This window comes from Halalkalibacter oceani (assembly GCF_040544555.1).
GTDB classification, from domain to species: Bacteria; Bacillota; Bacilli; order Bacillales; family Bacillaceae_D; genus Halalkalibacter; species Halalkalibacter oceani.
The window spans coordinates 175,951-202,520 of the sequence record NZ_JBEPKD010000002.1; the positions used below are offsets into that span (position 1 = coordinate 175,951).

Genomic DNA, 26,570 nt, shown 5'->3' on the forward strand with positions numbered 1-26,570 from the left:
ATTCCACACTTCCTGCAAGCACGTTTTTGACACGACAAAAAAGGGGAAAGATCCCAGCGCATCACAAATACACTGAACCTTTCCCCTCGGACCTTTTATGTCAATAGGTGCCTTTTACGTTTTGCAAAAGATGCAGCCCTCGGTCACAGACCTTTCATCAGCGGAACCCTAGCTGCAGTTTTCCAGTTCGCTTTCATTATACATCATCCAGTCCTCATTCGACTAGACAAATGTAAAAGGATCGGTATTTCGGCTTGAGGCGATGACCGTCGTCTGATAGCCTTTCTCAGCAATGAAGCGCTCTAAATAGCGCTTGACGCCTTCCTTCATCACCTTCTCGACATTATGACCCGGATCGACAATCGCCAGCCCGTCCATCATCGCATCGTGGGCGACGTGGTAATACACGTCACCGGTTACGATGACGTCAGCTCCTTTAAAAATCGCATCCTTCATATACTTGTTGCCATCTCCGCCAAGCACGGCGACCTTTTGCACCGGCTTCGCCAAATCACCGACGACGCGAGCGCCGCTCACCTCAAAGGCTGCCTTTACCTGCTCCGCAAATTCACCGAGGCTGACCGCTTCCTCCAGCTTGCCAATCCTTCCAAGCCCGAGCACGTCTCCCTGATTATCGAGCGGGTAAATATCATAGGCAGGCTCCTCATATGGATGGGCTTTGATCAGCGCCTGAATGACGCGATTCTGACGCTCAGCGGGCACAATTGTTTCCAGCTTTAGCTCTTCGACATACTCCAGCTTGCCCTGTTCGCCGATAAATGGATTTGTCCCTTCCAACGGCTTGAAGGTACCGGTGCCCTCGCTTTGGAACGTACAATGGCTGTATGCGCCGATATGCCCTGCCCCAGCTTGGCTAATCGCCTGCCGAACTTGTTCAATATGGGTTTTCGGAACAAAGACGGCGATCTTTTTCAGCTGCTGGGTCTGAGTCGGGGCAAGCACATCTGTTTCCTTCAGGCCAAGCGCCTCTGCCATCATATCATTGACACCGCCCTTGGCAATGTCCAAATTTGTATGGGCGGCATAGATCGTAATGTCATGCTTAAGCGCCTTCTCAACGATCCGGCCATGCGCGGTCGTCAGATCAATTTTTTTCAACGGCCGGAAGAGTAACGGATGATGAGCGATAATGAAGTCAACCTGCTCTTCAATCGCTTCATCGATCACGTCTTCCAGCACATCGAGCGCGACCATTACTTTATGTACAGGCTTGTTTAACGTGCCGAGCATCAGGCCGATTTTATCTCCTTCAACGGCATATGCTTTTGGCGACCACGCTTCAAAATGCTGAATCAATGCTTGTCCATTAACTGCTTTTGTCATCCAAGAACCTCCTCTACTATGTTAATTTGGTTTTGCAGCTGCTTTTGCCTTTGCCGCAGCTCTTCGGTTTCGGTCGCGCGAGCCTGCTGGTCGAGAATTCGTTTCCAGTTCGTCAGCTCGTGACGCCATTTTTTTTGAAAGGCTTCGTTTTTCTGCTTAAGTAAATAAGGGCCGAGCAAAAGCTTCTTTTCGACGTCCCCGGCGTATAGGCCCGCATCATCGCCCCGTTCCGCGACAAGGATCTCGTACACCTTCTCATCTTCCTCTAAAATTTCCTCAGCGGTCAAAACCCACTGATTCGCTCTTAGCCAGGCCCGGATCACTTCCGCGGCGACGTTCGGCTGCAAAACGAGACGTGACACGCCTTCAAGCTTCTCCTTGCCCTCTTCCAAAATCGAAGTGATTAAACTGCCTCCCATGCCGGCAATCGTAATGACATCGGCTTCTCCGGGCTCAATGACTTCAAGTCCGTTGCCTTTGCGGACATCAATCCGTCCGCTTAAGCCCGTACGCGCCACCTGCTCCTTCGCCGATTGAAACGGCCCTTCATTCACTTCCCCGGCAATCGCTCTCGTGCCGGCATGCTGCAGGCATAAATAGCATGGCAAATACGCATGGTCAGAGCCGATATCCGCTACGGTTGCTCCTGGCGGGACATAATCAGCTACTTTAATGAGCCTATTTGATAATTGTCTTTCATTCATAGCATCACCTGTTGCTTTACTTGTTTTTTTAAAACAGAAAGGAATGCTCCTCTCCTCCATTGTACTTGCTGTCTGGCCGTTTATGCAAAAAGGGATGTCTCAAAAGGCTCTCGTCCTTTTAAAACATCCCTGAGCAGGAATCTGTTTCTAACCGGGTACAGCAGCAAACAGCCTGCTCCGTATGACATTCGCCTTGCCGCAACCCTTATTCAGAAATTGATAATAGATATTGCGCGACCGCATCTGCTTCAACTTCGTTTAAACCAGTTGCAGGCATGCTTCCTTGTCCATTTTGAATAATGTTCGCAATCTCTTCAACCGTGTATGTCCCTTCAAGCGAAGTTAAAGCCGGACCTGCGCCACCGCTCAGGTCGCCGCCATGACAGGCGATACATGATTGTTCAGCCAACACTTGACCTTCTGCAATCGGATCTTCAAATTCTTCTATTTCTTCTGCTTCCTCACCGTCTGCGTTCATTTCAGCCCGCTCGTTTAGCCCGATGAAAGAGAGCGACACCATAAGAAGAATCCCGATAATGGCTGTGATCGCGAAAGGCATTAATGGTCTTCCCTTCATTCTTAAATCCTCCTTTAATCACCATACGTTCAACGCTTGTCGTCAAACAATTTTATGTAGACGCTTAAGATTACCCTTCTCATTTTACTTGAATTTGATTCCAAAAGAAAGGGCCTGCGGCAGATTTGCGTTTTTTGTCACTCTTTTAACGAAATATAAAGTAAAGCAGGAGCAGACCGCCAAGCAGGCTGGCAATCGTAAAGAACCGAAGCTTCCATTTCCAGCCGATCATAAACCACGCCAGGCAATGAATAAAGGTCGCCAGCGCAATGTAGAGCGTTTCCCCGGCAAACATTGTCACGACCGCGTGAATCGTCAGTAAAAAGAGAAGCACAGCGGCCTCCAGCAAATACAAATACGAAAGAGCAAGCGTCTGCCGTTTCGTTCGATTAGCCAGCAGGATAATGGCGATTGTAAAAAATACCCCAGTGGAAATTTGCAATCCCAATGGAAACTCTGTAAAATAAATGACAAGAAGAGCCAACAAGAACAACGCTTGCACCATGATACATATGAGAAGCGTCCGACTCGGCTGAAAGCGCAGATGAAGCGAGCGTTTCTGTTCCGGCTCCGGCTCAATATCGTGCTCTCCTTCTGTGTAAAGCGTGAGTAAATAATCACAATACTGGTCCGGTAACAGCTTTGACTTTTTCCAGTATTTGATTTCATTGATAATCGTTGTTTTTCTTTGCTCGTTCATCCCTTCTCCTCCCAAGCCTTACCTGATAAGGGAACAAAAAAGGGCCGACTCTGACACTGCATTAGTCGGAATCTGACCCTTTTTACACATTAGCAACATTCTATTCAAGAAAATCCTTCAGTCTCTTACTTCTGCTCGGGTGACGAAGCTTGCGTAAAGCCTTTGCTTCAATTTGTCTGATTCTCTCCCGTGTCACGCCGAATACTTTTCCGACTTCCTCCAATGTCCGCGTCCGGCCATCATCAAGCCCGAAGCGCAGGCGCAGTACATTTTCTTCTCGGTCGGTCAGCGTATCAAGTACATCTTCCAGCTGTTCTTTCAGGAGTTCATAGGCCGCCGCATCAGAAGGAGCGAGCGCTTCCTGATCCTCGATAAAATCACCAAGATGGGAATCATCTTCTTCCCCGATCGGCGTTTCCAAAGAGACAGGTTCCTGAGCAATCTTCAGAATTTCACGCACTTTCTCAGGCGTTAATTCCATTTCCGCCGCCACTTCCTCCGGCGTCGGCTCTCTGCCGTAATCCTGGAGAAGCTGACGTTGAACGCGGATCAGCTTATTAATCGTTTCCACCATGTGAACCGGAATCCGGATCGTTCTCGCCTGGTCCGCGATCGCCCGCGTGATCGCCTGACGAATCCACCATGTTGCGTATGTGCTGAATTTGAAGCCCTTCTCAAAGTCGAATTTTTCAACGGCTTTGATCAGACCCATATTTCCTTCCTGAATCAGGTCAAGAAACAGCATGCCCCGGCCAACGTAACGCTTGGCAATCGAGACAACGAGACGGAGGTTCGCTTCCGCTAAACGGCGCTTCGCTTCCTCATCGCCCTGTTCGATCCGCTTTGCCAATTCAATTTCTTCTTCGGCAGAAAGCAATGGAACCCGTCCGATTTCTTTTAAGTACATCCGGACCGGATCATTTATCTTTATCCCTGGAGGCACGCTCAAATCATTCAGATCGAATTCTTCTTCATTTTTGACCGCCTGCTGAATATTCGGGACGTCATCTGATTCATTTAGTATTTCCACACCCTGTTCGCCAAGGTATTCAAAAAACTCGTCCATTTGGTCGGAGTCCTGATCAAACGCCGCCAGTTTCTCTGTAATCTCGCTATACGTTAAAACTCCTCGCTTCTTTCCTGTCTCGACTAATTGTTCTTTCACCTGATCGATCGACAACTCACCTTCCGCTAGTGGGCGTATTGGTTTATCTGCCATTCGATCCCCTCCTTCCATTGTTCACAACTAAAGCTACATGCCGGGGTCGATTCTTTTAATGAAGCTCCTGCTTCAGGCGATTGATTTCCATAAGAAGCCTGGCTGCTTCTACAGGATCCTCCAGCCGCTTCATCTCCAATTCCTTTTGCTCTATTTGTACCCTTTTTGGGTACTTTTCAATCTGAGCCATATAATCAAGCAATTCCTGCTCCTGGCAATTCTCATTTACAGGGAGCATGGCAAGCTCAGTTACGATGCGTTTCAGCCGCTCATCGGCCAGCTCTTGAATAAAGTGACCCGGATTCGGCGGATGGCCTTCTCCGTAATAAGCAAACAGGTACGCTGCAATTGCCTGGTGATCATCAATATTAAATTCACCGCCGATCCGTTCCTGGACGCGCTCGGCAATCTCAGCATCCCTCAGCATATGAGCCAACAGAAGCCGTTCGGCATTATGATAGGCCGGCAGCAGCTTTTTCTTTTCAAAATGCTTTGGAACAGGCTTTCTCTGCTCCGTCCGGTGCGCCTGCTCTTTCCTGCGTCGCGAGCGGTAAATCTGAATTTGCTCCTGCTTCAACGCTTCAAGCGACAGGGAAAATTCATCCGCCAGCTGTCTTAAATAGTGGTCGCGTTCGACGGCGCGCTGCAAGGTAGAAATCTCTGTCAGGATCTCTTCAATATAGCGCATTCGGTCCGCTTCGTGCTGTAGATTTTTCCCTTGACGAAGGTAGCGCATTTTAAAAGCCATCATCGTCAGGCTAGCCCCTATTACATTCGATTGAAACCGTTCAGCGCCGTAAGTTCGAATATAGTCATCGGGATCAAGGCCATCAGGCATTTGCGCCACTTTCACAAAGCAGCCTGCCTCCTCAAGCAGACCTGCCGAGCGAAAAGCGGCATCTGTGCCGGCCTGGTCGGAATCATAACAAAGGATGACCGTTTCAGCATTTCGCCTTAGCAGCCTGGCCTGTTCCTCTGTTAAGGCTGTGCCGAGCGTCGCGATTCCGTTGCGCACTCCGGCGCCCCAGGCGGCAATCACGTCGACATACCCTTCAAACAGCACCGCTGTCGATTCCTTGCGCATCGTCGGACGGGCTAAATGAAGGCCGTAAAGCGTTCTTCCTTTTTGAAAGATCGGCGACTCCGAACTGTTCAAATACTTCGGCTGCTCTCCGGAAACGGTGCGTCCGCCAAAGGCAATGACATTTCCTTGTCCATCCCAAATCGGAAACATCAATCGCTGCCGGAAGCGGTCAAAATGGCCGCCGTCCTGCTGGCGGGTGCCGAGCAGGCTTGCCTGCGCCATGATGTCGAGAGGAAACTGCCGCTTCGACAAGATCGTTGTCAGGGCATCCCAGCGATCCGGCGCAAATCCAATCTGAAAATGCTCGATCTGTTCTTTTGTAAAACCGCGCTCTGAGACATATTCCCGTCCGGCCTTGCCTTCCTCCGTTAACGTCAGGACATGGTGGTAGAGCTTCGCCGCCAGTTCATGGCCTGCCCGCATGATGCTTTGCGGACCGTTTTCCTTACTGTCAGCTCCCCGGTTTACGACGATGTCCGGCAAATCAATATTTGCCCTCTTTGCCAGCTGTTGTGCCGCTTCAACAAACGTCAGACCTTCCAGCTCCATCAAAAACGAAAAAACATTTCCTCCCGCCCCGCAGCCGAAACAGTGATAAAGCTGCTTATCGGCAGAAACAGAGAAAGACGGGGTTTTCTCGCCATGAAAAGGGCATAAACCGATGTATTGCCGTCCTTGTTTTTTCAGCTGGACATGTTCGCCAATCACCTCAACAATATCTGACGAGCGTCTTATCAATTCCACCTTTTCTTCAGGTATCCGAATGCTCATTGTGTCATCACCAACTTACATCTTCACAAGTCTTTAAACATTCGAGCTTTTTTGCGATCTTCCTGCTTTTTCTGCAAGAATTTCCTTAAGCTGCCGGGCAAATCGCAAACGATCTGTCTTTGTGAAAGCTTTTGGCCCTTTTGTCTTCGCCCCCATGCGTCTTTGTTTTTGTGAAACATAACGAGCATCAAGCATTTGATCAATCGTATCTTCTAAATAAAGATGACCGCGCGGCGATAATACAACAGCTCCCTTTGCCAATAAGATAGAAGCGAGTGCGTGATCCTGGGTTACACACAGGTCGCCTTTTTTTATGCGGTTCATCACATATAAATCCACCGCTTCTTTCTCACTGTCCACCGTTACGATTTTGACGAAAGACGGCGCCTTAATATGATGGGCGTAGGAAGATACGAAAATAACATTCAACTGAAAAGCCTGAGTCGTGTCAATGATTTCATTTTTCACCGGACACGCATCAGCATCCACATATAATGTTTGCAATGAAGGATTCATGGTAGTTGAATTCAACACCTCCTTCAAAAATCCTGCCCTAAAATAAAAGAAATGCGTTGATTTTTGTCGAACAAACCAATTTATTCCTCATTTGCTCTTATACCTTTACTATCATTTCCAAAAAACGAAGAAAAAGTCTTGACTTTTTAAATTTATTTGTTCTTTTTCAATTTATGCGTTTAAAATTCAATAAGAATCACAATTCTTTATTATACGCAACATTTCCTCCTTTGACTAGCAAAAAGATTAAGGGCTTGCTCCGAAAGGTTGAAATTTACCTTTTGGAGCAAGCCCGAAGCAATGTGCGGAGTCGCTACAGTATGTAAAAGACTAGAGAAGAGTGAAGTTCTCCTCTCTAGTCGAGTAGCGAACGGAGCCATTGCCATTCTCCGAGAGACATCTGATCCCTCCCCAGAGAACCCCCGCCTACTTCTGAAACATACTGGAAATCAGATTCGCCGTCTCCTCGACCGCTTTATTCGAGACGTCGATCACCGGACAGCCGATCCGTTCCATAATTTCTTCCGCATATTTCAGCTCTTCCTTAATCCGGTCTAGGTTGGCATAATTTGCCTGCGCCTTTAAACCGAGCGCTTTCAGACGCTCCGCCCGAATGTCGTTCAGCTTCTCCGGACTGATCTTCAACCCGACGCATTTTTTCGGCGCAATCGAAAACAGCTCCTGCGGCGGTTCCACTTCCGGAACAAGCGGGACGTTGGCCACCTTTAAGCGTTTATGGGCCAAATACTGCGAAAGCGGAGTTTTTGATGTCCGTGAAACGCCGATTAACACTAAATCCGCCCGGACAATGCCACGTGGATCACGGCCGTCATCATACTTGACAGCAAATTCAATCGCTTCGACTTTGCGGAAATAATCTTCATCGAGGCGGTAAATTAAACCTGGCTCATAGCGTGGTTCCTCATTCGTGATCACGCCGATCTTTTCCAGCATCGGTCCGATGATGTCGACTGTCTCGACATTGACTTCCTTCGCTTTTGCCAGTAAATAATTCTTCATATCCGGAACGACGAGCGTGAACGCGATCAACGCCCTTGCCTGCTGGGCGAGAATGATCACTTCTTCGATCGTTGCTTTATCTTCTACATAGGGAATACGTCTAACTTCCAAGCCTGCCCCGCTAAATTGGCTTGCTGCTGCTTTGACGACCAACTCTGCCGTTTCACCAACTGAATCGGAAACGACGTACACGACAGGACGTTGCTTTATTCCTTCCATCATGACCTCCCTCGCTTCTTCCAATAATTGATTGTCCGAGCCCTTCATTAAATCATTTCATCATTCGCCAAATCAACAAGAAGCGCGGTAATATTCGTCTTTGTAATCCGTCCGGTCACCTCAAAGCCCGAACCGTAATCAACCTCTGTCACGATCGGCAAACTGTCGATTTGCTTATCAATCAGCTTTTTGGCGACTTCGGTAATCAAATCATCTGCCTTGCAGACCGTAATATTCGGCATCCTCGTCATAATGATACTGACCGGGATCGATTCGAGACTATGCTTCCCGAGGCTCGCCCGGAGCAAATCCTTTCGCGAGAGGACGCCGACGAGGGTCGCCTGCTTATCGACGACAAACAGGGAGCCGACATCTTCAAGAAACATCGTACAGATCGCATCGTAAACGGAAGCCGCTTCCTGCACGACAACCGGACGCGACTGATAATGCTTCACCGTTATATGCTTAACCTTCTCAGCTAACAGCTGAGTTCCGGACTTGCCTGTGTAAAAGTACCCTACTCGCGGTCTGGCATCCAAATATCCGGCCATCGTTAAAATGGCGAGATCCGGACGCAGCGTCGCTCTTGTTAACGAAAGTCGTTCTGCAATTTGCTCTCCCGTAATCGGACCATTATTTTTGACGATTTCTACAATAGTTTCTTGCCGGCTTGTTAGTTCGATAGCTACTCACCGTCCTTAGCACGCACCGTGCCCTTCTAATCTAAAATTATTATATATGATTATTCTCAGAAGTAAAACGATTGAGCCTCTTCCTCTTTACAACACGAGCGCCTGAAAATGAGCAAATGAACGAATTACTTCTGCAAAAGCATGCATTTGCGCAAGACGGTTTGCTTTAAGTGCCTCATCGTCCGCCATGACCATAATATGATCGAAATAACGGTGAATCACCGGTTCGCAGTCAGCAAGCAGCTGATAAGCCTGCTCCACTTTCCCTTCAGCTAACGCTTGTGGAACACCGTCTTTTACCGTCAAATAAGACGAATACAGCTCATTTTCTTCCTTTTTCTCAAATTTCTCTTCGTTGATCTCCCCAGTACCGCTCGCTTTTTTGGCGATATTGGTTATTCGGCTGAGCGCTTCAACAACCTTCTTGAAATCAGGCTGGTCGTGCTTTTCCCCGATGAGCAGCGCCTTGTTGATCAGCGTCGGAATATGACCGATCCGCTCGGCTAACACCGCATCAATCACGTCATAGGAGACGGCTTTTTCCTGAAGGGCGGCTTTTACCCGCAGCGCAAAAAATTGAACAAGCTCTTCTTTGAGTTCCTGACGCGGACGCTTCAGCAGCTTCTGCTCTTCGGCAACAGCTAAGGCGATTTCAATCAAATCTTCAAGCTCGACTTCCAATTGATGATCCGTAACCATTTGCACAACTCCCGCCGCCTGCCGTCTGAGCGCGTAAGGATCCTGGGAGCCGGTTGGAATCAGACCGATCGCAAAACAAGTCACAATCGTATCGAGCTTATCGGCGATGCTGACAACCGCTCCGGCAAGAGTCGCTGGACTCGCATCTCCGGCAAAGCGCGGCTGATAATGCTCATTAATCGCCTTGGCAACTTCCTTTTGTTCCCCCGCCAGCTCAGCATACACTTCCCCCATGCGGCCTTGAAGCTCCGGAAATTCATAGACCATCTGCGTCACGAGGTCAAATTTGCAAATTTCCGCTGTCCGCCGTGTCACCTCAGCTGTCCGGCTATCGGCCTCAAGAGCGGCGAGCAGCTTATCAGCACTTTCCTGAATCCGTCTAACCTTGTCGCCGATTGAGCCGAGCTCTTCGTGATAAACGATGTTCTCCAAACGCTTCAAGGCATCTTCAATCTTTACTTTTTGATCTTCCTGATAGAAGAAGTCGGCGTCAGCGAGACGGGCCCGCAGCACCTTTTCATTTCCGCGCGCGACATTGTCCAAATGCTTATGATCACCATTGCGGACGGTGACGAAATAAGGCAGAAGCTCTCCCTGTTGATTCTCGACCGGAAAATAACGTTGATGCTCCCGCATCGAGGTAATCAGCACTTCCTTCGGCAAAGCGAGAAACTCCTTATCAAAGCTGCCGGAGAGCGCTGTCGGGTACTCCACGAGATGATGAACCTCTTCCAGTAAATCCTCGTCAATCGGAATGACCCAGTTTTTCTCCGCCGCCATTTCTTCTAGCTGACTGCGAATCGCCTGCTTTCTCTCCTCCGGCCGGCTGATGACGTATTCCGCCAGTAAAGCCTGCTCATACTCTTTCGGCGTTTTCAGTTCAATTTTCTTTCCGAGAAAACGATGGCCGTACGTTGTCGTTCCGGTTTCGATCCCCGTAATCTCAAACGGAATTACCTCGGTACCATACAATGCGATCAGCCATTGGATCGGACGGGCAAAGCGCAGCTCATGGCTTCCCCAGCGCATATTTTTCGGAAAATGAAGGCTTAAAATCAGCTCCTTCAGCGCCGGAAGCAGGTCACGCGTTTCTTTGCCGGCAATAAAGCGGTTGGCGTACACATACTCGACTCCTTTTACTTCTTTAAAGAAAAGTTGATCGGTTGTTACACCTTGTCCGCGAGCGAAGCCCTGGGCCGCCTTTGACCAGTTTCCGTCTTCGTCAAGCGCAATTTTCTTCGCTGGTCCCTTCGCTTCTTCCTCAATATCCGGCTGACTGTCAGCCAACCCCTCAATCAAAATCGCTAATCTTCGCGGCGTAGCGAAGGCCTGTATGTTTTCATAATCAAGCCGCTCGTCGGCAAGCCATTTTTCCATTTTCTCCTGCAGCTGCGCAATTGAGCTGGTGACAAAGCGAGCCGGTAATTCCTCGACTCCGATTTCTAACAGAAAATCTTGTTTACTCATGGCTTTCTCCCTCCTTCTTCAGCATTGGAAAACCGAGACGTTCCCGTTCGTCGTAATAAATCTTCGCCGCAGCCCGGGCGAGATTGCGAACACGGCCAATATAGCCGGTTCGTTCCGTCACCGAAATCGCTCCACGCGCATCAAGCAAATTGAAGGTGTGAGAGCATTTTAAAATATAATCATAGGCCGGAAAAACAAGGTTTTCGTCCAGCGCGCGCTTCGCTTCCTGCTCATACGTACCAAAAAGAGTAAACAGCATCTGACTGTCCGACACTTCAAACGTATATTTCGAATGCTCATATTCCGGCTGCTTGAAAATATCGCCGTATGTGAAGCCCTCGACCCACTCCAACTCAAAGACATTTTCCTTGTCCTGAATGTAGGAGGCGAGCCGCTCCAGTCCATATGTAATCTCCGCTGAAACAGGATTTGCTTCAAGTCCGCCAACCTGCTGGAAGTAGGTAAACTGAGTAATTTCCATCCCATCGAGCCACACTTCCCAGCCTAATCCGGCACAGCCGAGCGTCGGATTTTCCCAGTTATCCTCAACGAAGCGGATATCGTGCTCCAGTGGATCAATGCCAAGTGCTTTCAAGCTGTCAAGATACAGCTCCTGGATGTTTAAAGGAGACGGCTTCATAATTACCTGAAACTGATGATGCTGATAAAGCCGGTTCGGATTTTCACCGTAACGGCCATCAGCCGGCCGCCGCGATGGCTCAACATAGGCGACATTCCACGGTTCAGGTCCAATCGTCCGCAAGAGCGTAAACGGACTCATCGTTCCGGCTCCTTTTTCGGTGTCATAGGCTTGCATAATCATGCAGTTTTGCTTTGACCAATACTGTTGCAACGTTAAAATCATCGTTTGTACATTCACAATAAACCCTCCTTGAAGTATCGAAAAAGCGCCAAGCGGCTCTTCTGTTCATACAAAAAGCCCCCATCCCTATGTCATGCGCATGACATAGGGACGAGAGCTTGTTTCCCGCGGTTCCACCCTATTTATTTAAACGGAGCTTCCGCTTAAATCACTTTACCATTCTGTGCTCGGGAGTGCCTTCCTTTATCAGGGTAAATCCCTAGCTCACACCATCCTAGGTTCGCTTTCTTTACTTGCTGACAAGTACTTCTTTCCTTCTTCGCACGTTATTCATTTAGTAGCATCATAACTGAACTTCCACTGCTCTGTCAATATTTATGAAGGCGGGAAGTCCATGCGCTCAAGCTGTTCAAGGAACCGCTTTGATTTTAATTTCAACCCTGAGTATTCATCGTAGTAGCTGGAAATAATCGTTTTCAGCTGTTGTTTCGTCTCCGGCTTCAAGGAAATTTGTCCAAGCCGATCTAGCTCAATATAAAAAAACAACCGCAACAGCCTCGCTACTTGAGTCGTCAACCGGTAAGCATGCGGATCGCGATACAAGCAGCGCTCACATAAAAATCCGGCCTCTTTAACCGAAAAAGCAGCCGGCTCATCGGCGCGGCCACAGCTTGCACATTGGTCAAGCTCCGGGCGAATTCCAGCTACGGCAAGCATTTTCATTTCAAAAATATACAGCAGGACGTCGCGGTCCATCCCTTCATCGATATAATGAAGCGTCTTCGCTAAAAGGTCAAACAGCGCCGGATTCGGCTGCTTTTCGTCCGTCAGCTTGTCGGTCATTTCGACGATGTAGGCCGCGTAGGCCGCCAAAAACAGATCATGCCTGACTTCTTTAAAGGAATCGATGATCTCCGCTTGCTGGAGCGTTCCGAGTCCGGTGCTTTTCTGAAAGAGAAAGGTTCCATAAATAAAGAGCTGCGACACCGCCGTTAGCCGGCTTTTCGGCTTTTTCGCCCCTCGTGCCATGACACCTATCTTTCCGAATTCCCGTGTATATAGGGTGACAATTTTGTTTGATTCTCCATAATCGGTTGTCCGTATCACAATTCCTTCTACTTTTTGCATCATTGAGGTTCACCACACGGTCTGATTGTGAGGTGTCAATACCTTTTAATGGGTTGGAGCGTCAAATGCTTCACTTTCCTCCGTGTCCTCTTGTCCAAACTGATCGTCCGACTCACGTTCAAGCTCTTTCATTAACAAGTACGTATCCAGATTACCCGTCATTGAAAAGATTTTCCAGGAAAAATCGAGCATACAGTTTCCACCTTTCGTCATAAACGTCAACGCTCTATACTTGTATGATGACCTTGTTTACCTGTAATCATGTTAAGGAAATATTGCTAATTGACCGCTCTTGACAACGACACAATGACAAATTTTTCTTGCTTTCTTTCATCATAATCGTTTTCTTTTAAAAAAACAATGGCCCTTCGCCCAGGCAAAAACGCCACAGGGATAGAGCGCCCTGTTTCCGAATTGGGAGCGACTCCGCGGCGCAAGCCTGAGATAAAAAGGTTGGTTTTCACCTTTTTTCAGGCTTGAAGCAGCGTGCGAAGTCTGCGCCGATGTTTTACAGCCTGTACCAAAGCGTCTTACTTTGGTACAGGCTTTGCGCAGAACGAAGCCGCTGCCATCTTTTTCACTTTCGAGTTGGCGCCGGCTTCGCTCGCTCTTAGGCAAAAACGCCACAGGGATAGGGCGCCCTGTGGCGTTTTTGCCTAATATTCGTCTTCGCGGAAGCCGAAGTCGCGGAGGTGGGTTGGTTTGTTGCGCCAGTCTTTTTGGACTTTGACCCAGAGCTCGAGATAGACTTTGGAGCCGAGAAGGGTTTCGATGTCGGTGCGGGCCCGTTTGCCGACCTCTTTCAGCATCGCGCCCTGTTTGCCGATGATGATTCCTTTTTGTGAGGTGCGCTCGACGATGATCGTCGCCCCGATGTAGACGGTATCGTTGTTTTCCCGCCGCTTCATTTGCTCGACATTCACTGCAACGGAATGAGGGATTTCCTCTCTCGTTAAATGAAGTACCTTTTCGCGGATTAATTCAGCGACGACGAAGCGTTCCGGGTGGTCTGTCACCTGATCGCTCGGATAATACTGCGGCCCTTCATCAAGGTATTCCGTAATCTGCTCCATTAAAGCCGGAACGTTATTCCCCTGCAAAGCCGAAATCGGGATCACCTCTTTGAAATCATGTTTCGTCCGATACGTTTCAATCACACCGAGCAAATCGTCGGGTGAAATTTTGTCGATTTTGTTAATGACGAGAAAAACAGGGGTGGAGGCCGACTTGAGTCGTTCTATAATAAACTCCTCACCAGGTCCGAACGCTTCTGCCGCATCCACGACATATAAAATCAGGTCGACTTCACCGAGCGTATTTTGCGCGACCTTCATCATGAAGTCGCCCAATTTGTGCTTCGGCTTGTGAATCCCCGGCGTATCAATAAAAACAATTTGCGCCTCGTTACTCGTATAGACACCTTGAATTTTGTTGCGCGTCGTCTGCGGTTTGTCAGACATAATCGCGATTTTTTGTCCGACTACATAATTTAGCAATGTCGATTTCCCTACATTCGGACGGCCAATAATTGAGACAAAGCCTGATTTAAATGTTGTTTGATTACTCATCCATATCCTCCGCTGTAAATGCTCCGGGGAGCAATTCTGCCACCGTCATCTCGACGATGTCGTCTTTTAAATTGGTTAACACTACTTTCGTATCAGGAGGGCACAGTTCCACCATTACCTGGCGACATGCCCCACAGGGCGGAACGGGACGGTTTGTATCGGCGACGACGGCGATTGCCTTCACATCGCGGTTTCCTTCTGAATATGCTTTAAACAATGCGGTACGCTCTGCACAATTGGTAAGGCCGAAGGAGGCGTTTTCGATATTCGCCCCATGATAAATCGTGCCATCTGCCATTAAAAGCGCAGCTCCTACCGGAAATTTTGAATAAGGTACGTACGCTTGCTCGCGGGCACGCTTGGCTTCCGCGATTAACTGTCGGTCGGTGGTCATTCTTTTTCATCCTTTCGCTTGGAGCGCACATGAATGACCATGTTCGCTTCATCTACTTTTGTTTCCATCTGATCAACAACCGATCCCGGATCAGGAGGGACGACAACCCCGCCTGAAATAATAAACTTTAGTCCTTGTTCAACAGACATATTGAGCACAATGACATCCTCCTTCGGCACAAGGACGAGCCAGCCGGAGGTCGGGTTTGGTGTTGTCGGCAGAAAAATATTAATGCAGTCCTTCGCCGTCAGCCGTTGAACCTCGCCTTTTGACTCTCCCGTCTGAAAGCCCACCGTATAAAGACCTTTACGGGGATATTCCACCAGCACCACATTTTTAAACGAGGTTCGTTCCTGGGCAAACGCATGAATCACCTGCTCAACGGAAGTATAAATCGAATTGGCAATCGGAATTTTACGAAATGTCCGGTCAATCGAGCCGAAAATCCCTTTTCCCCTTCCCTGCAGCCGCATCGCTCCAACCCAGGTCACTAAAAGAATGGTCAAGACAAAACCGATGCCGAGAAGCCGTTCAGAGAAAGGGGTGTAGACGCCAAGAAAGTAAATGCGTCCATCATGCGTTGTGATAATATTTAACGCCTTCAGCACTCCTGTAATGAAGGAACCGAGAAAAGCATCCACCAGTCCAAACAGGAGCTGTAAGACATATATTGTTGCAATAGCCGGCAATAAAAAGATAATACCAGCAATAATGTTTTTCTGAAACCTCTTCCACACGGGAGGTTGCTCCTTTCGCTCAGACTCTTTGACACTCACGACAGCCCGTCCTATTTCAGCAGTCGAAGGATTGGTGGAAGAAACAGGATGATACCAATCACGACGGCAAACAAACAATACATGAAGACAGCACCGGCGGCAATATCCTTTGCCCGCTTGGCTAACGGGTGAAACTCCTCAGTGCAAAGGTCGACGACCCGCTCCACTGCTGTATTCATCATTTCCAAGGCAAAGACTCCAGCTATCACCAAGAGTAGAAGAACCCAGTGCAAAAGCGGGAGCCTTAATAAACCTGCCAGCGCAAGAACAGCGGCTGCGATGATCAAGTGAAGCTGCATATTCTTCTCATGGGTGACCACATCACGGACTCCCTGTAACGCAAAAGCAAAGGCTGCCAGTAACCGCTTGACTCCTCTTCTGTTTCTATCGCGAAAGTCCATAGGCGCTCAAGATATCCTCTTGGCGAGAGAACATGTCTTTCTCTTCTTCTTCAGTGAGATGATCATAGCCGAGCAGATGAAGCATCCCATGCACTGTTAAAAAGCCAAGCTCCCGTTCAAAGGAATGACCGTACTCCTCGGCCTGGGAACGGATATGAGAAACCGAAATGATGATATCCCCCAATACATTCGGAAGACCTTCAGCGACGACCTCAAGCTCTTCTTCATCCTGATCATTTAAGGCAAAAGAGATGACATCTGTCGGCTGATCCTTGCCGCGATAGTCACGGTTGATCTCCTGAATACGCTCAAGGCTGACAAATGTAACCGACACCTCGGTCTCCCCTTCCAGCTTTTCAAGTTCAGCGGTTTTTTTCAGCAGCTCTCGCACGAGGCTTTGCTGGGCTTCCGTGATTGTCGACGTTTCATCATTCATATCAACAGTTAGCTTCATTTTTTGTCTCCCTTTCCTTTTGCATCCTCCGGATATTCAATCCGCTGATGGAAGGTCCCTTTTAACGTTTCGCAGATGGAAACAGCAATTTTATCCAGCTCTTTCAGCGTAAGATCCGATTCATCGAATTGCCCGTCCTCCAGACGGCTTTGGATGATTTTCCGGACAAGTGACTCGATTTTATCAGGTGTCGGCTTTTGAATCGTCCTGACAGCCGCTTCGACGCTGTCAGCAATCCCGACAATCGCGGCTACTTTCGTTTGCGCTTTCGGTCCCGGATAGCGGAATTGCTCTTCAGGCAATGGATGATCAGAATCCTGATTCGCTTTATGGTAGAAATATTTCAATAATGTCGTTCCGTGATGCTGCTCGGCAATATCAATAATTTCTTTCGGCATTTTGTATTCCCGCAGCATATCAGCCCCATCATACGGATGGGCGATAATAATCGTTTTACTAAGCTGTGGTGATATTTTATCATGCGGATTCTCCATTTTCATCTGGTTTTCAATAAAGAAATGAGGGCGCTTTGTTTTTCCAAGATCGTGATAATAGGAGCCGACCCGGGCGAGTAAACCGTTTTCGCCTATCGTTTCACAGGCTGCTTCTGACAAATTGCCAACGACGACGCTATGATGATACGTTCCCGGTGTCTCGACTAAAATTTTTCGCAGCAGCGGATGATTCGGATTGGATAATTCAATCAGCTTAGTCGTCGACAGAATGCCGAAGCCTGCCTCAAAGAATGGCAGAAGTCCGATTGTCAGCACGGCTGCCGTGAAGCCGGACAAAAAGGCAAAGCCGATATGCATGCCCAGCTCGAACCAGTTGCTCTGCACAGTTTTCAAAAAGAGCAAGGATGCTACAGCGATAATATTAATCGCTGAAACAAACAGCCCCGCCAGTAAAATCCGCGAAATCCGCGTGGAACGACTTAGAAAATACGCGCCAGCGAACGAGCTGAACAGCATATAAAAGCCATAAGTGAAATGAAACGTTCCGGCGCTGTTCGGATCACTGTAAAGCACGCTGCCGATGACGGCAAATATGATGCTTGAAAAGATCGCAAGCCGGGTGTGGATCAGCAGCGTAATCAGCATCGCTCCCAAGGAAACTGGAACAACATAGCCAATCCCCTGAACTTGAAAGATTTCTAAAATACTTGTGACTTTAATCAACGAAACGGTCAAAATAAAAATCAGCGTAAACATCAGCAGATGACTGTTATTTCGTTGAACGGACGTCTGCGATTCATTCACATAATAAGCAAGCATGCTGATAATAAGCACGACGAGCAGCGCAAGTCCGATGTACGGATAAATGTTAAAGGAATCGTCCAACAGACCGACGAGGCGAAGCTGTTCATAGAGATCATGATTAATAATCTCTCCTTCTTCGACGAGCAGCTGCCCTTCGCGGATAATGACCGGCTCGACACTTTCTGCCGCTTCCTGGCGCAGTCGTTCAGTCGCTTCGGCGTCATAAATGTAGTTTGGAATAATCGCAAATTGGGCGATTTCAATCATCGCTTGCAATAAGCGATTACTGACGGTGGAAATCGCAATTTGATTGCTGACGTTACTCTTTGCTTCAGTGAGATCCCGAATCGTGATCCGCTCACTCATTATCTCATATACGGCATTGGAAGTCGCTTCCCTGGCAATTTGCAGCTGCGTAGGCGAGGCAGCAAGCAACGTCAGCAATGTTTCCTCGCTCAGATCATTGCTTGTCCCATCAGAAAGCTCCTGCTCGACAAGAGCGAGCTGTTCATTCAGCTTCTCTTCCTGCGAAAGCTCTCGTTCCGTCTCGGCCTCCGCTGCGGCTGTCTCATAGTCATTTTTCACTTGAATGACAAGCTCAAAAATATCATTGACTTTGACGACCTGGTTTTGCGCATATTCACGTTTCTGGTCATAGACAGGAGAGATGGCATCAATCGCTTCATTTTGCCGTCGTTCCGTTTCCACTTTATTTTCTACGGTAATAGGAGACCGAATATCCCGATCAGCGATTTGCGAAAGGCGCACATCGAGCGTGTCCGGAATCACGCTGCCCAGCATAAGCAGGTAAAGAAGAATCCCCATGATAAAAAAAAGGATTGTTCGAATATACTGATGATCGCGAAGCTGTTTCCACCATTTTTGCTGATCTATCGGTGCGCGTCTTCTCATGATAATTCACCCCGGTTCCCCTTTAGTATCCCTTTTACTTTTGAAGAAAAGAGGCTGCCTCCGCATCATCTCCGCAAACAGCGCAAATGACAACCAGTTTCGAGTCAGCCTCTTCCGTATAAAGCGCCTCCTCTAAAAAGACGTCTTCTCTTTCCATTTTTCCTCACTCGTCCTCGCTTTGATCGTAGGCCTGGATAATTTGCTGAACAAGCGTGTGGCGCACGACATCAGACTGCTGTAAATAAATAAAAGCAATATCCTTCACTCCAGCTAAAATGTCAATCGCGACCTTTAATCCGGACTTTTTGCCCTTTGGCAAATCAATCTGTGTCAAGTCGCCATTAATCACCATTTTCGAGCCGAAGCCGAGACGGGTAATGAACATCTTCATCTGTTCCTTCGTCGTATTTTGCGCCTCATCCAGAATAACAAACGCATCGTCAAGCGTCCGGCCGCGCATGTAGGCGAGCGGAGCGACTTCAATCGTTCCACGCTCCATTAAGCGGGTCGTCTGCTCGACGCCAAGGACATCGTGTAAGGCATCGTAAAGGGGACGCAAATATGGATCGACCTTTTCTTTTAAATCGCCGGGTAAAAAGCCGAGGCTTTCACCTGCTTCGACCGCCGGCCGCGTCAGGACAATCCGCTTGACCCGCCCTTCTTTAAGGGCAGTGACCGCCATTACGACAGCCAAGTAGGTTTTTCCTGTACCAGCCGGTCCGATTCCAAAAACCATATCCTTCTTTTGAATAGCCGACACATAGTGACGCTGACCGAGCGTCTTGGCCATGATCGGCTTCCCTTTAACGTTGACGGCAACTTTTTCATTATAGAGCTCATTCAGCTCATCAAGACGATCCGTCTCAGCAAGCTGTACCGCGTAAACCACATCCCGTTCGGATACAGTTATGCCTTTTCTAATCAGTTCAATCAAAGCTGCAAGAATAGAATGAACAAGCGCGACCTTTTCTGCTTCACCTGTCACAAGGACTTCCTCTCCCCTTGTCACAAGCGTAACAGCAAGTAATTCTTCGATCCGCTTTAAATGTCGATCATGCGGACCGAGAAGTGCCTGGGTTTCACTCGCATTCTTCACTTCTAGCTGAATGGTTTTCGTTTCTGACAATAGACTCAATCTCCTTGAATAATCGGCTTCTCCGATGTAATATCTTCGAGTACTTGGTAATGAATCTGTAAGTTAACTTTACCATTCCCCAAGGCTTCGTGCAAAACTTTTTCGCCAAGTATTTCCGCTTCCTCTGGTAAATGCTTCACTAAATCGACACGAGCCCGTTCCTTTGCTGCTTCGATCGCTTCCTCCTTTGTATACGAGCGGGCATACTGATCTGTTTCATAATAATCAACTCGTTTATACGTTAACGGAAGCGTCCATTTCCAGATCCGAATTGGAGTTTCCTGCTCAAAAGGCTGATACTGCTCCAACGTTTGCCGCGAAAAGCCCCAGATCGGCACACTAACATCGGAAAATGTTACATAATGCTTTGTCTGTCTTTCGCCGGTCAATGTCGTGAACACCGTCTCAAGAGGAATGGAAACCGTTGACTTGTACCAAATTTCCCCACGTACAACCGCCTGTGCCGGCACAACTTCCGCCCGGCCTTCTTTACCAATATATCCGGAGACGAGAATATCGCCTTTGCGCACAAAATCATTCGGCTTGACCATCGCCTGGCCGTGCTCAACGAAAATGTCATGAATGACCGCTTCCTTTGTCGCAATCAGATGCCGCGGACTGTGACGCTCCGCTTCCTCAGGCAGCTGCTGCTCGACGACCTCGAACTCAAAGGTCGTCCCTTTTTTCCGGACGCCGACCCACGTCGCGCCGGCCACCGCTTCTGTTACATCGCGCTGAATTAATTCGACGCTCGGAAGCGAGAAATGAAATGCGCCCCGCTTGATACCCATTTCCGTCATTACTTGGCGCAGTTCATGCTCAACCTGTGGAGAAGCACCCTTAATTTCGATATGCCAGATCATATTGGATAAGACGAACATCACGATAAAGAAGCCGCACAGGCCAGCGACAAAGCCGGAACGTCCAAGCATCCGCTTGAAAAAGAACGGTCCGCCGCGCCTTTGAATAAATGTCGCCTTACAGCTTGTCAGACGCAGCAGCGGCCTTAACCGCCTGACATCCTTTACATACATATAGAAAACAATCCGATTCTCGCTAATGCGGCGAATGTGCCAAATTGTAATCTTTTCCTCGATGCAACGATTAAGCAGTCTCTCCGGATAAGCGCCATCGACGCTGACACGCACATAGCCGTGCATCAGGTTGATCATAGTCGCATTCATTGTTAATTGTCTCCTCCTTTAACGCTCGGTATACGTCACTTATGTATTGGTATCATCTATATACAGAACCTGATCAATTCTTCCTTCCAGCAACAATTCTTCAGGCAAAATTGTCTTGATGACAAAGTGATCTCCTTTGATTAAGAGGTGACCATTTTTCAAGAGCAATCTAAGCTCCTGATTCGAGAAGCGCAAGACCCCACGGTGATTCTCGATGTAAATATGAAGCTGTCCGATCATCGTAATCCGTGGCAGGTCCATCATGACATCAGCGGGAAGCTGCAATTGCTTTGTCATCCATGTTGTCAGCTGCTGCCTAACCTTTTTCATTTTATCCTGCACCCCCTCTCCTTCATCTTTATGTGAAAGCGGCGTGGGATAGCACTCAAATCTCATAAAGTGACTTCTCTCAATCGCTGGTCCTCCGCGCCGTTTCCACGGTGAAGGTGAAGTGCTTGACCCCTTTGTTAGAGCACCGAATCATTTCAACAACAAAAAAAGCAAGCCTTACTGGATGCAATCCAGTAAGACTTGCTTTTTTGAATTAGCGGGGACGCTGAAACGTTTGATGCGGCTTGCGCGCCCGCGGTTGGTCAAGCACTTCGGCCCAGATAACAGCTTTCATCGCCTCATTGTTGGACAAACGGTTTAACTGAAGATCGAGCTGCCCGTTTTGTGGCGTTTGCTCGCTGCTCCTGGCCGCCTCAGCTGCCCGCTGCTGCCGGCGACGCGCCTCCTCGTAGCGCTTCTTCAGCTGCCGCTGCTCCTCTTCTATCTCGGCGATCGGACTCTCAAACTGCACCTCAGCTGTCTGCCGGGGCTGTTCTTCCTCCAAGCCACTTGGACCGGCATAGGTCGACCTGCGCGGACGTTCCGGCTTCGCTTCCTCCTGCTGGAAAATCTCACGCCAGTCGATTTTCCCCTGGCCCTGCTGCGGACGGCCGGACCGTTGCTGCTGCGGTCGTGATTTCTGCCGCTGCTGCTCATTCTGGTTGCCGCCTAAACGGCCGAGGAAACTGATTATCCCGCCGATGATGATTAAGACGAGGAAGATATTTTCGAAGATTAGACTAAGCAAATTTTCCATTATGCGTTCTCCTCCTTATCATCTTGGGGAGACATCTCTTATTGATTTCTGTCTGCATGAGAATCGTTGCCATCTGTTGCTTTGCTGATCGAATCACGCATGTCGGTATCGGCCATCACGTTTTGATAATTCATATAGTCCATGACGCCCATGTTGCCTTTACGCAATGCTTCTGAAAGCGCCATTGGTACTTCGGCTTCCGCTTCGACAACTTTCGCGCGCATTTCCTCGACCTTCGCTTTCATTTCCTGTTCCTTCGCTACGGCCATCGCGCGACGCTCTTCCGCTTTCGCCTGAGCGATCTTCTTGTCGGCTTCCGCCTGATCGGTTTGCAACTCTGCCCCGATGTTTTTACCGATATCAATGTCGGCAATATCAATCGAGAGAATTTCAAATGCCGTTCCGGCATCGAGCCCTTTTGCAAGGACGGTTTGCGAAATCATATCCGGATTTTCAAGCACCTTCTTATGGTTATCGGCCGAACCGATTGTCGAAACAATCCCTTCCCCGACACGGGCGATAACCGTATCTTCACCGGCACCCCCGACAAGGCGGTCAATATTGGCTCGCACCGTAATCCGTGCTTTCGCCTTTACTTCAATCCCATCCATCGCCACACCGGCAATGAACGGTGTTTCAATAACCTTTGGGTTAACGCTCATTTGTACCGCTTCAAGCACATCACGCCCGGCAAGATCAATCGCTGCCGCACGCTCGAAGCTCAGATCAATATTCGCACGCTGTGCGGCGATCAGCGCATTAACGACGCGGTCGACGTTCCCTCCGGCAAGATAGTGCCCTTCAAGCTTTGACGTACTAAGATCAAGACCCGCTTTGACCGCTTTGATTAACGGATTAACAACGCGGGCTGGAATAACACGACGTAAGCGCATTCCAACAAGCTCGAAAATTCCGATGCGAACTCCTGCAGCTAATGCGGAAATCCACAGCATGACCGGTACAAATGTAAACAGCACCGCTAACAAAATGATAATGACTGCCAGCCCGATTAAAATCGTAATATCCAATGGCATCTTTCACATTCCTCCTCTTTTCTTCATTCCTTTACTTCACGTACCACAATTCGAGATCCGGCGGTATAGACGATCTCTACTTGCTTTCCCTGTCCAATATAGCTTCCCTCGGTAACGACGTCAAGCCGTTCCTTGCCAAAAATCGCAGAACCTGATGGTCGAAGAGGAGTCAGCGTTTCCCCTTTGGCGCCGATCAGCTCTGATCTTGTCACATTGCTAATATAGCCTTTTTCGGTGCTGGTCGAATCGGTGTGGATCACCCTTTTCATCGGCCCTCTTTGTCCGAAATAGCGGAAAATAAAGAGAGCGGCAATCGCCGTTACAACAAAAGCAATCGCAAGAGAAATCAACATGAGCGTCGTCGAAAACGATGCCAGCAGCATCCCGCCGATTAGCGCTCCGACCCCGAGCAAACCGAAAATTCCAAACCCGGGAACAAAAATCTCAACCAAAATCAGGATAAAGCCAATGATAAACAGAATCAGTGCTTCAAGTCCGGCAAAACCGGCAAACATATGACCGAAGAAAAATAGCAGCAACGCTGAAATGCCCATAATGCCCGGAATCCCGAACCCGGGTGAATACAATTCGAGTACCAGGCCGAGACTGCCGACTGACAACAGGATCGGGATAACGATTGGGTGGGTAACAAAGCGCGCCAACTGTTCGGCAAACGCGATCTCCATCTCGCGTTCAACCGCATCTTCTAAGCCAAGATGGGCCAACAGTTCTTCGCGGCTCGTCACAATCGCTTCCGCATAGTCGATCTCCAGCGCCTGATCGGCGGTTAAGGTTAACAGCTCTCCGGCGGGGGCGCCAAGTTCAGGCAGATCAATCCGCTCATCGGCCATCGCCGCCGCATAGACCGGATCGCGCCCGTTTAATTCAGCTGCTCCGCGCATTTCCGCAAGCCAGTATGACTGCGTTTTCTCTTCGGCTGCATTTCCCGCACCGTCAATAACCTTCGCTGACCCCATCGTTGCCCTCGGCGTCATAATGATTTGATCCGTATTCAGCGCGATGTAAGCCCCCGCTGAAATCGCCTTGCTTCTAACAAATGTAATGACAGGAATGTCCGTCTCCTGGATGAGCGTGGCGATATCTCCCGCTGCATCGACGGCTCCCCCCGGGGTATCCATTTCAAGCACCAAATGTGTCGCGCCCTCGGCAATCGCCGTCTCAAACGACCTCTTCATAAAAGCTTCCAGCCCGCGCTCAACGGTTTGTTCCACCGGGATATAATAAACGAGTGGTCCGTCTCCCTGCTCTTCATTGCTATGTACAGCTGATGCCGGAACAAGGAAGCAGCAGACAACGACAAACAGCAACAGGGACACAGCCAGCCACTGACGCCTTTCCCCCATACCTTCCCTCCTCTCTTTTTTTCTTACCTTCTTGTTACGAATAACCGGCATGGATGGTTTCACTTCTTTCAAAACTATTTTATCCTCTAGCTTTTTCTTTATCAAATCGCCTTACACAAAAAACGCTTCATCCCCCGTTTTGTAAGAGATGAAGCGTTTGTGTCATATGTTATGATAAGTGTTGTTGCACGAGACGATTCACAAGACCACCATCAGCTTTTCCTTTAACCTTCGGCATGATTGCTCCCATGACCTTACCCATATCTGCTTTGGTGGTAGCTCCGACTTCCTTAATCGTTGCTTGAACGATCTGCGAAACCTCTTCATCAGAAAGCTGCTCTGGCATATAGTCTTCAAGCACAGTAATTTCATCACGTAGCTTGGAAGCTAAATCTTCACGGTTTGCTTGTTCAAACTCATGGAGGGAATCCTTGCGTTGTTTCAGTTCGCGATTAAGCACCGTAAGGCTATCATCGTCTGTCAACTCACGTCCGAGCTTAATTTGCTCGTTTTGCAACGACGACTTTACCATACGGATGACCGAGAGTTTTTGCTTTTCCTTGTTCTTCATCGCAGTCTTCATATCCTGATTTAAACGTTCAAGAAGATTCAATGGAAACACCCTCTCACCAATTAGAACTTACGTTTTCTTGCTGCTTCAGATTTCTTCTTGCGTTTCACACTCGGCTTTTCGTAGTGCTTGCGCTTTTTAACCTCAGCCAACGTTCCTTCTTTAGAGAGTGATCTCTTGAAGCGACGAAGTGCAGCATCAATCGATTCGTTTTTGCGAACACGAGTTTCTGCCATTATATTTCCCTCCCTCCGAAACAACCAACTCAAGACATACACCTCTTCATGCACGTCTTATAGCATTATAATATAGAGAGATATGCTGGTCAACTTAAAATCAGGAAATAAGCGAAAAAAAAGGCGATTTCATCATCTTTATCTCCCCTTTATTCGTGAGTAAAATAATATCTTTTTTCGCGCCGCTCCTTCCATTCGCTGCTTCATAGATTTTTTTCCTTTTTTGTCATGCTTGTCAGCGATTGTCCATAGAGTGAAGAGAGAGGTGAGTGGCGTCATGAAAGAGTTATTTTCCTTGCTTGCTGTTTTTATTGCTTTATTTTTATTTGGGATGACGGTGATGCGCGCCGGATTGCTGCACCTGGGAAAAAGCAGGTTTCAATCCCTGCTTGAACGGATGACGCGCACAGCCTGGATGGGGCTCTTAATCGGGGCTTTCGCGACAGCGGTTCTGCAAAGCAGCTCGGCGATTATGGTGATGACGGTCGGCCTTGTCGCTGCCGGCTTGCTCAGCTTCCGAAACTCAATCGGCATCATCCTCGGAGCGAATATCGGCACGACGATGACAACCGAGCTGCTGGCACTTGACCTTACCCTCTTCATTGGGCCGCTCCTGCTTTTAGGCTTGCTTTTTTTGCTGTTGCCTCATTCTGCCGCTTACTCATTTGGCTGCTTGTTTTTTGGCCTTGCCTGTATTTTTATTTCCATGAACGGACTGGAGCAGCTCGCCTATCCGCTGGCAACGATCCCGTTTGTCCATGCGTTTTTTGACTTAACGAATGAGTACGAGCTGTTAGGTATCGGCATCGGCACTGTCCTGACGGCGCTGATTCAATCAAGCACGGCGACTACCGCTATCGCGATGGGGTTCATGAATGATCATTTGCTGGAACTGTCGGCCGGCATTGCCATTATGCTCGGCGCAAACATCGGCACATGTATCACCGCCTATCTCGCCAGTATCGGTTCTGGTAAAAACGCGAAGCAGGTCGCCTATGCTAACATCTGGTTAAATGTACTTGGCGTGCTCCTGTTTCTTCCTTTAATCGGCTGGCTCGGTGAACTTGCCAGCAGCCTTACTTCAACACCGATGATGCAGTTGGCGCATGCGAGTTTAATCTTTAATGTCGTTTGTTCTCTCGTTATGCTATTTTTCGTCACACCATTTACCCGCTTTATCGAGTGGCTGCATGCTGATCTCCGTTAGCGGGACAGTAAGACCAGACAATCAT

General features: G+C 48.6%; 29 protein-coding genes. 1 reads left to right on the forward strand and 28 read right to left on the reverse strand.

Going from position 1 to position 26,570, the window contains the following annotated elements:
• Positions 1-222: 222 nt before the first annotated feature.
• The 28 genes from ABMB67_RS04360 to rpsU all read right to left on the reverse strand — a co-directional run bounded on the left by ABMB67_RS04360 (position 223) and on the right by rpsU (position 25,338).
• On the reverse strand, positions 223-1,344 hold the full coding sequence (locus ABMB67_RS04360; RefSeq protein WP_251221697.1) for a Nif3-like dinuclear metal center hexameric protein: 1,122 nt from the start codon (positions 1,342-1,344) through the stop codon (positions 223-225).
• Positions 1,341-2,048 carry a tRNA (adenine(22)-N(1))-methyltransferase gene (locus tag ABMB67_RS04365; RefSeq protein WP_251221696.1) on the reverse strand — a complete coding sequence of 236 codons (708 nt, stop codon included), beginning with the start codon at positions 2,046-2,048 and terminating at the stop codon, positions 1,341-1,343. The genes ABMB67_RS04360 and ABMB67_RS04365 overlap by 4 nt, the downstream gene beginning before the upstream one ends.
• Positions 2,049-2,253: 205 nt before the next feature.
• A complete protein-coding gene (cccA, locus tag ABMB67_RS04370; protein WP_251221695.1) occupies positions 2,254-2,625 on the reverse strand; it encodes a cytochrome c550 in 372 nt (123 codons plus the stop codon).
• A gap of 145 nt (positions 2,626-2,770) precedes the next feature.
• Positions 2,771-3,325: a hypothetical protein gene (locus ABMB67_RS04375; protein WP_354571226.1), complete on the reverse strand. Its 555-nt coding sequence runs from the start codon at positions 3,323-3,325 to the stop codon at positions 2,771-2,773.
• A gap of 100 nt (positions 3,326-3,425) precedes the next feature.
• Positions 3,426-4,544 (reverse strand): RNA polymerase sigma factor RpoD, encoded by a 1,119-nt coding sequence (gene rpoD / locus ABMB67_RS04380; protein WP_251221693.1) that lies wholly within the window; start codon positions 4,542-4,544, stop codon positions 3,426-3,428.
• Between the two features lie 55 nt (positions 4,545-4,599).
• Positions 4,600-6,399 carry a DNA primase gene (gene dnaG, locus ABMB67_RS04385; protein WP_354571227.1) on the reverse strand — a complete coding sequence of 600 codons (1,800 nt, stop codon included), beginning with the start codon at positions 6,397-6,399 and terminating at the stop codon, positions 4,600-4,602.
• A 33-nt stretch (positions 6,400-6,432) separates the two neighbouring features.
• Complete coding sequence (locus ABMB67_RS04390; protein ID WP_251221691.1) at positions 6,433-6,933, reverse strand: YaiI/YqxD family protein; 501 nt, start codon at positions 6,931-6,933, stop codon at positions 6,433-6,435.
• Positions 6,934-7,341: 408 nt separating this feature from the next.
• Positions 7,342-8,154, reverse strand: a complete 813-nt coding sequence (locus ABMB67_RS04395) for a pyruvate, water dikinase regulatory protein (RefSeq protein WP_251221690.1) — start codon at positions 8,152-8,154, stop codon at positions 7,342-7,344.
• Positions 8,155-8,201: 47 nt separating this feature from the next.
• Entirely contained in the window at positions 8,202-8,837 is a 636-nt protein-coding gene (ccpN, locus tag ABMB67_RS04400) for a transcriptional regulator CcpN (RefSeq protein ID WP_354571323.1), read from the reverse strand.
• A 96-nt stretch (positions 8,838-8,933) separates the two neighbouring features.
• Complete coding sequence (glyS, locus tag ABMB67_RS04405) at positions 8,934-11,012, reverse strand: glycine--tRNA ligase subunit beta (RefSeq protein ID WP_354571228.1); 2,079 nt, start codon at positions 11,010-11,012, stop codon at positions 8,934-8,936.
• Positions 11,005-11,892 carry a glycine--tRNA ligase subunit alpha gene (glyQ, locus tag ABMB67_RS04410; RefSeq protein ID WP_251221688.1) on the reverse strand — a complete coding sequence of 296 codons (888 nt, stop codon included), beginning with the start codon at positions 11,890-11,892 and terminating at the stop codon, positions 11,005-11,007. The genes glyS and glyQ overlap by 8 nt, the downstream gene beginning before the upstream one ends.
• A 318-nt stretch (positions 11,893-12,210) precedes the next feature.
• Entirely contained in the window at positions 12,211-12,966 is a 756-nt protein-coding gene (recO, locus tag ABMB67_RS04415; protein WP_354571229.1) for a DNA repair protein RecO, read from the reverse strand.
• A gap of 42 nt (positions 12,967-13,008) precedes the next feature.
• Positions 13,009-13,155, reverse strand: coding sequence for a YqzL family protein (locus ABMB67_RS04420; protein ID WP_251194211.1), 147 nt, complete (start codon positions 13,153-13,155; stop codon positions 13,009-13,011).
• 464 nt (positions 13,156-13,619) lie between these two features.
• Positions 13,620-14,531 carry a GTPase Era gene (gene era / locus ABMB67_RS04425; RefSeq protein ID WP_251221686.1) on the reverse strand — a complete coding sequence of 304 codons (912 nt, stop codon included), beginning with the start codon at positions 14,529-14,531 and terminating at the stop codon, positions 13,620-13,622.
• Complete coding sequence (locus ABMB67_RS04430; RefSeq protein ID WP_354571230.1) at positions 14,524-14,925, reverse strand: cytidine deaminase; 402 nt, start codon at positions 14,923-14,925, stop codon at positions 14,524-14,526. The genes era and ABMB67_RS04430 overlap by 8 nt, the downstream gene beginning before the upstream one ends.
• The gene (locus tag ABMB67_RS04435; protein WP_251221684.1) at positions 14,922-15,662 is read right to left on the reverse strand and encodes a DUF502 domain-containing protein; all 741 of its coding nucleotides are present in this window, start codon (positions 15,660-15,662) and stop codon (positions 14,922-14,924) included. The genes ABMB67_RS04430 and ABMB67_RS04435 overlap by 4 nt, the downstream gene beginning before the upstream one ends.
• A 50-nt stretch (positions 15,663-15,712) precedes the next feature.
• The gene (locus ABMB67_RS04440; RefSeq protein ID WP_251221683.1) at positions 15,713-16,102 is read right to left on the reverse strand and encodes a diacylglycerol kinase; all 390 of its coding nucleotides are present in this window, start codon (positions 16,100-16,102) and stop codon (positions 15,713-15,715) included.
• Positions 16,086-16,556: an rRNA maturation RNase YbeY gene (gene ybeY / locus ABMB67_RS04445; protein WP_354571231.1), complete on the reverse strand. Its 471-nt coding sequence runs from the start codon at positions 16,554-16,556 to the stop codon at positions 16,086-16,088. Before ybeY ends, ABMB67_RS04440 begins: the two co-directional genes overlap by 17 nt.
• Positions 16,553-18,727, reverse strand: coding sequence for an HD family phosphohydrolase (locus ABMB67_RS04450; protein ID WP_354571232.1), 2,175 nt, complete (start codon positions 18,725-18,727; stop codon positions 16,553-16,555). Before ABMB67_RS04450 ends, ybeY begins: the two co-directional genes overlap by 4 nt.
• A gap of 34 nt (positions 18,728-18,761) precedes the next feature.
• Positions 18,762-18,884, reverse strand: coding sequence for a hypothetical protein (locus ABMB67_RS04455; RefSeq protein WP_285890064.1), 123 nt, complete (start codon positions 18,882-18,884; stop codon positions 18,762-18,764).
• A 6-nt stretch (positions 18,885-18,890) separates the two neighbouring features.
• Positions 18,891-19,853: a PhoH family protein gene (locus ABMB67_RS04460; protein WP_354571233.1), complete on the reverse strand. Its 963-nt coding sequence runs from the start codon at positions 19,851-19,853 to the stop codon at positions 18,891-18,893.
• Between the two features lie 5 nt (positions 19,854-19,858).
• Positions 19,859-21,046, reverse strand: a complete 1,188-nt coding sequence (gene yqfD, locus ABMB67_RS04465; protein WP_354571234.1) for a sporulation protein YqfD — start codon at positions 21,044-21,046, stop codon at positions 19,859-19,861.
• 39 nt (positions 21,047-21,085) lie between these two features.
• Positions 21,086-21,376: a sporulation protein YqfC gene (gene yqfC / locus ABMB67_RS04470; RefSeq protein WP_251221678.1), complete on the reverse strand. Its 291-nt coding sequence runs from the start codon at positions 21,374-21,376 to the stop codon at positions 21,086-21,088.
• 214 nt (positions 21,377-21,590) lie between these two features.
• Positions 21,591-22,133, reverse strand: coding sequence for a YqfB family membrane protein (locus tag ABMB67_RS04475; protein ID WP_354571235.1), 543 nt, complete (start codon positions 22,131-22,133; stop codon positions 21,591-21,593).
• Between the two features lie 38 nt (positions 22,134-22,171).
• Positions 22,172-23,167, reverse strand: coding sequence for a flotillin-like protein FloA (gene floA, locus ABMB67_RS04480; RefSeq protein ID WP_251221676.1), 996 nt, complete (start codon positions 23,165-23,167; stop codon positions 22,172-22,174).
• 23 nt (positions 23,168-23,190) lie between these two features.
• Entirely contained in the window at positions 23,191-24,531 is a 1,341-nt protein-coding gene (locus tag ABMB67_RS04485) for an NfeD family protein (protein ID WP_354571236.1), read from the reverse strand.
• Positions 24,532-24,700: 169 nt separating this feature from the next.
• Complete coding sequence (locus ABMB67_RS04490; protein ID WP_251194224.1) at positions 24,701-25,144, reverse strand: GatB/YqeY domain-containing protein; 444 nt, start codon at positions 25,142-25,144, stop codon at positions 24,701-24,703.
• Between the two features lie 20 nt (positions 25,145-25,164).
• Positions 25,165-25,338 carry a 30S ribosomal protein S21 gene (gene rpsU, locus ABMB67_RS04495; protein WP_003323311.1) on the reverse strand — a complete coding sequence of 58 codons (174 nt, stop codon included), beginning with the start codon at positions 25,336-25,338 and terminating at the stop codon, positions 25,165-25,167.
• A gap of 277 nt (positions 25,339-25,615) precedes the next feature.
• Between rpsU and ABMB67_RS04500 the strand changes: the two genes are divergently transcribed.
• Positions 25,616-26,545, forward strand: a complete 930-nt coding sequence (locus ABMB67_RS04500; RefSeq protein WP_354571237.1) for a Na/Pi symporter — start codon at positions 25,616-25,618, stop codon at positions 26,543-26,545.
• Positions 26,546-26,570: the final 25 nt, after the last annotated feature.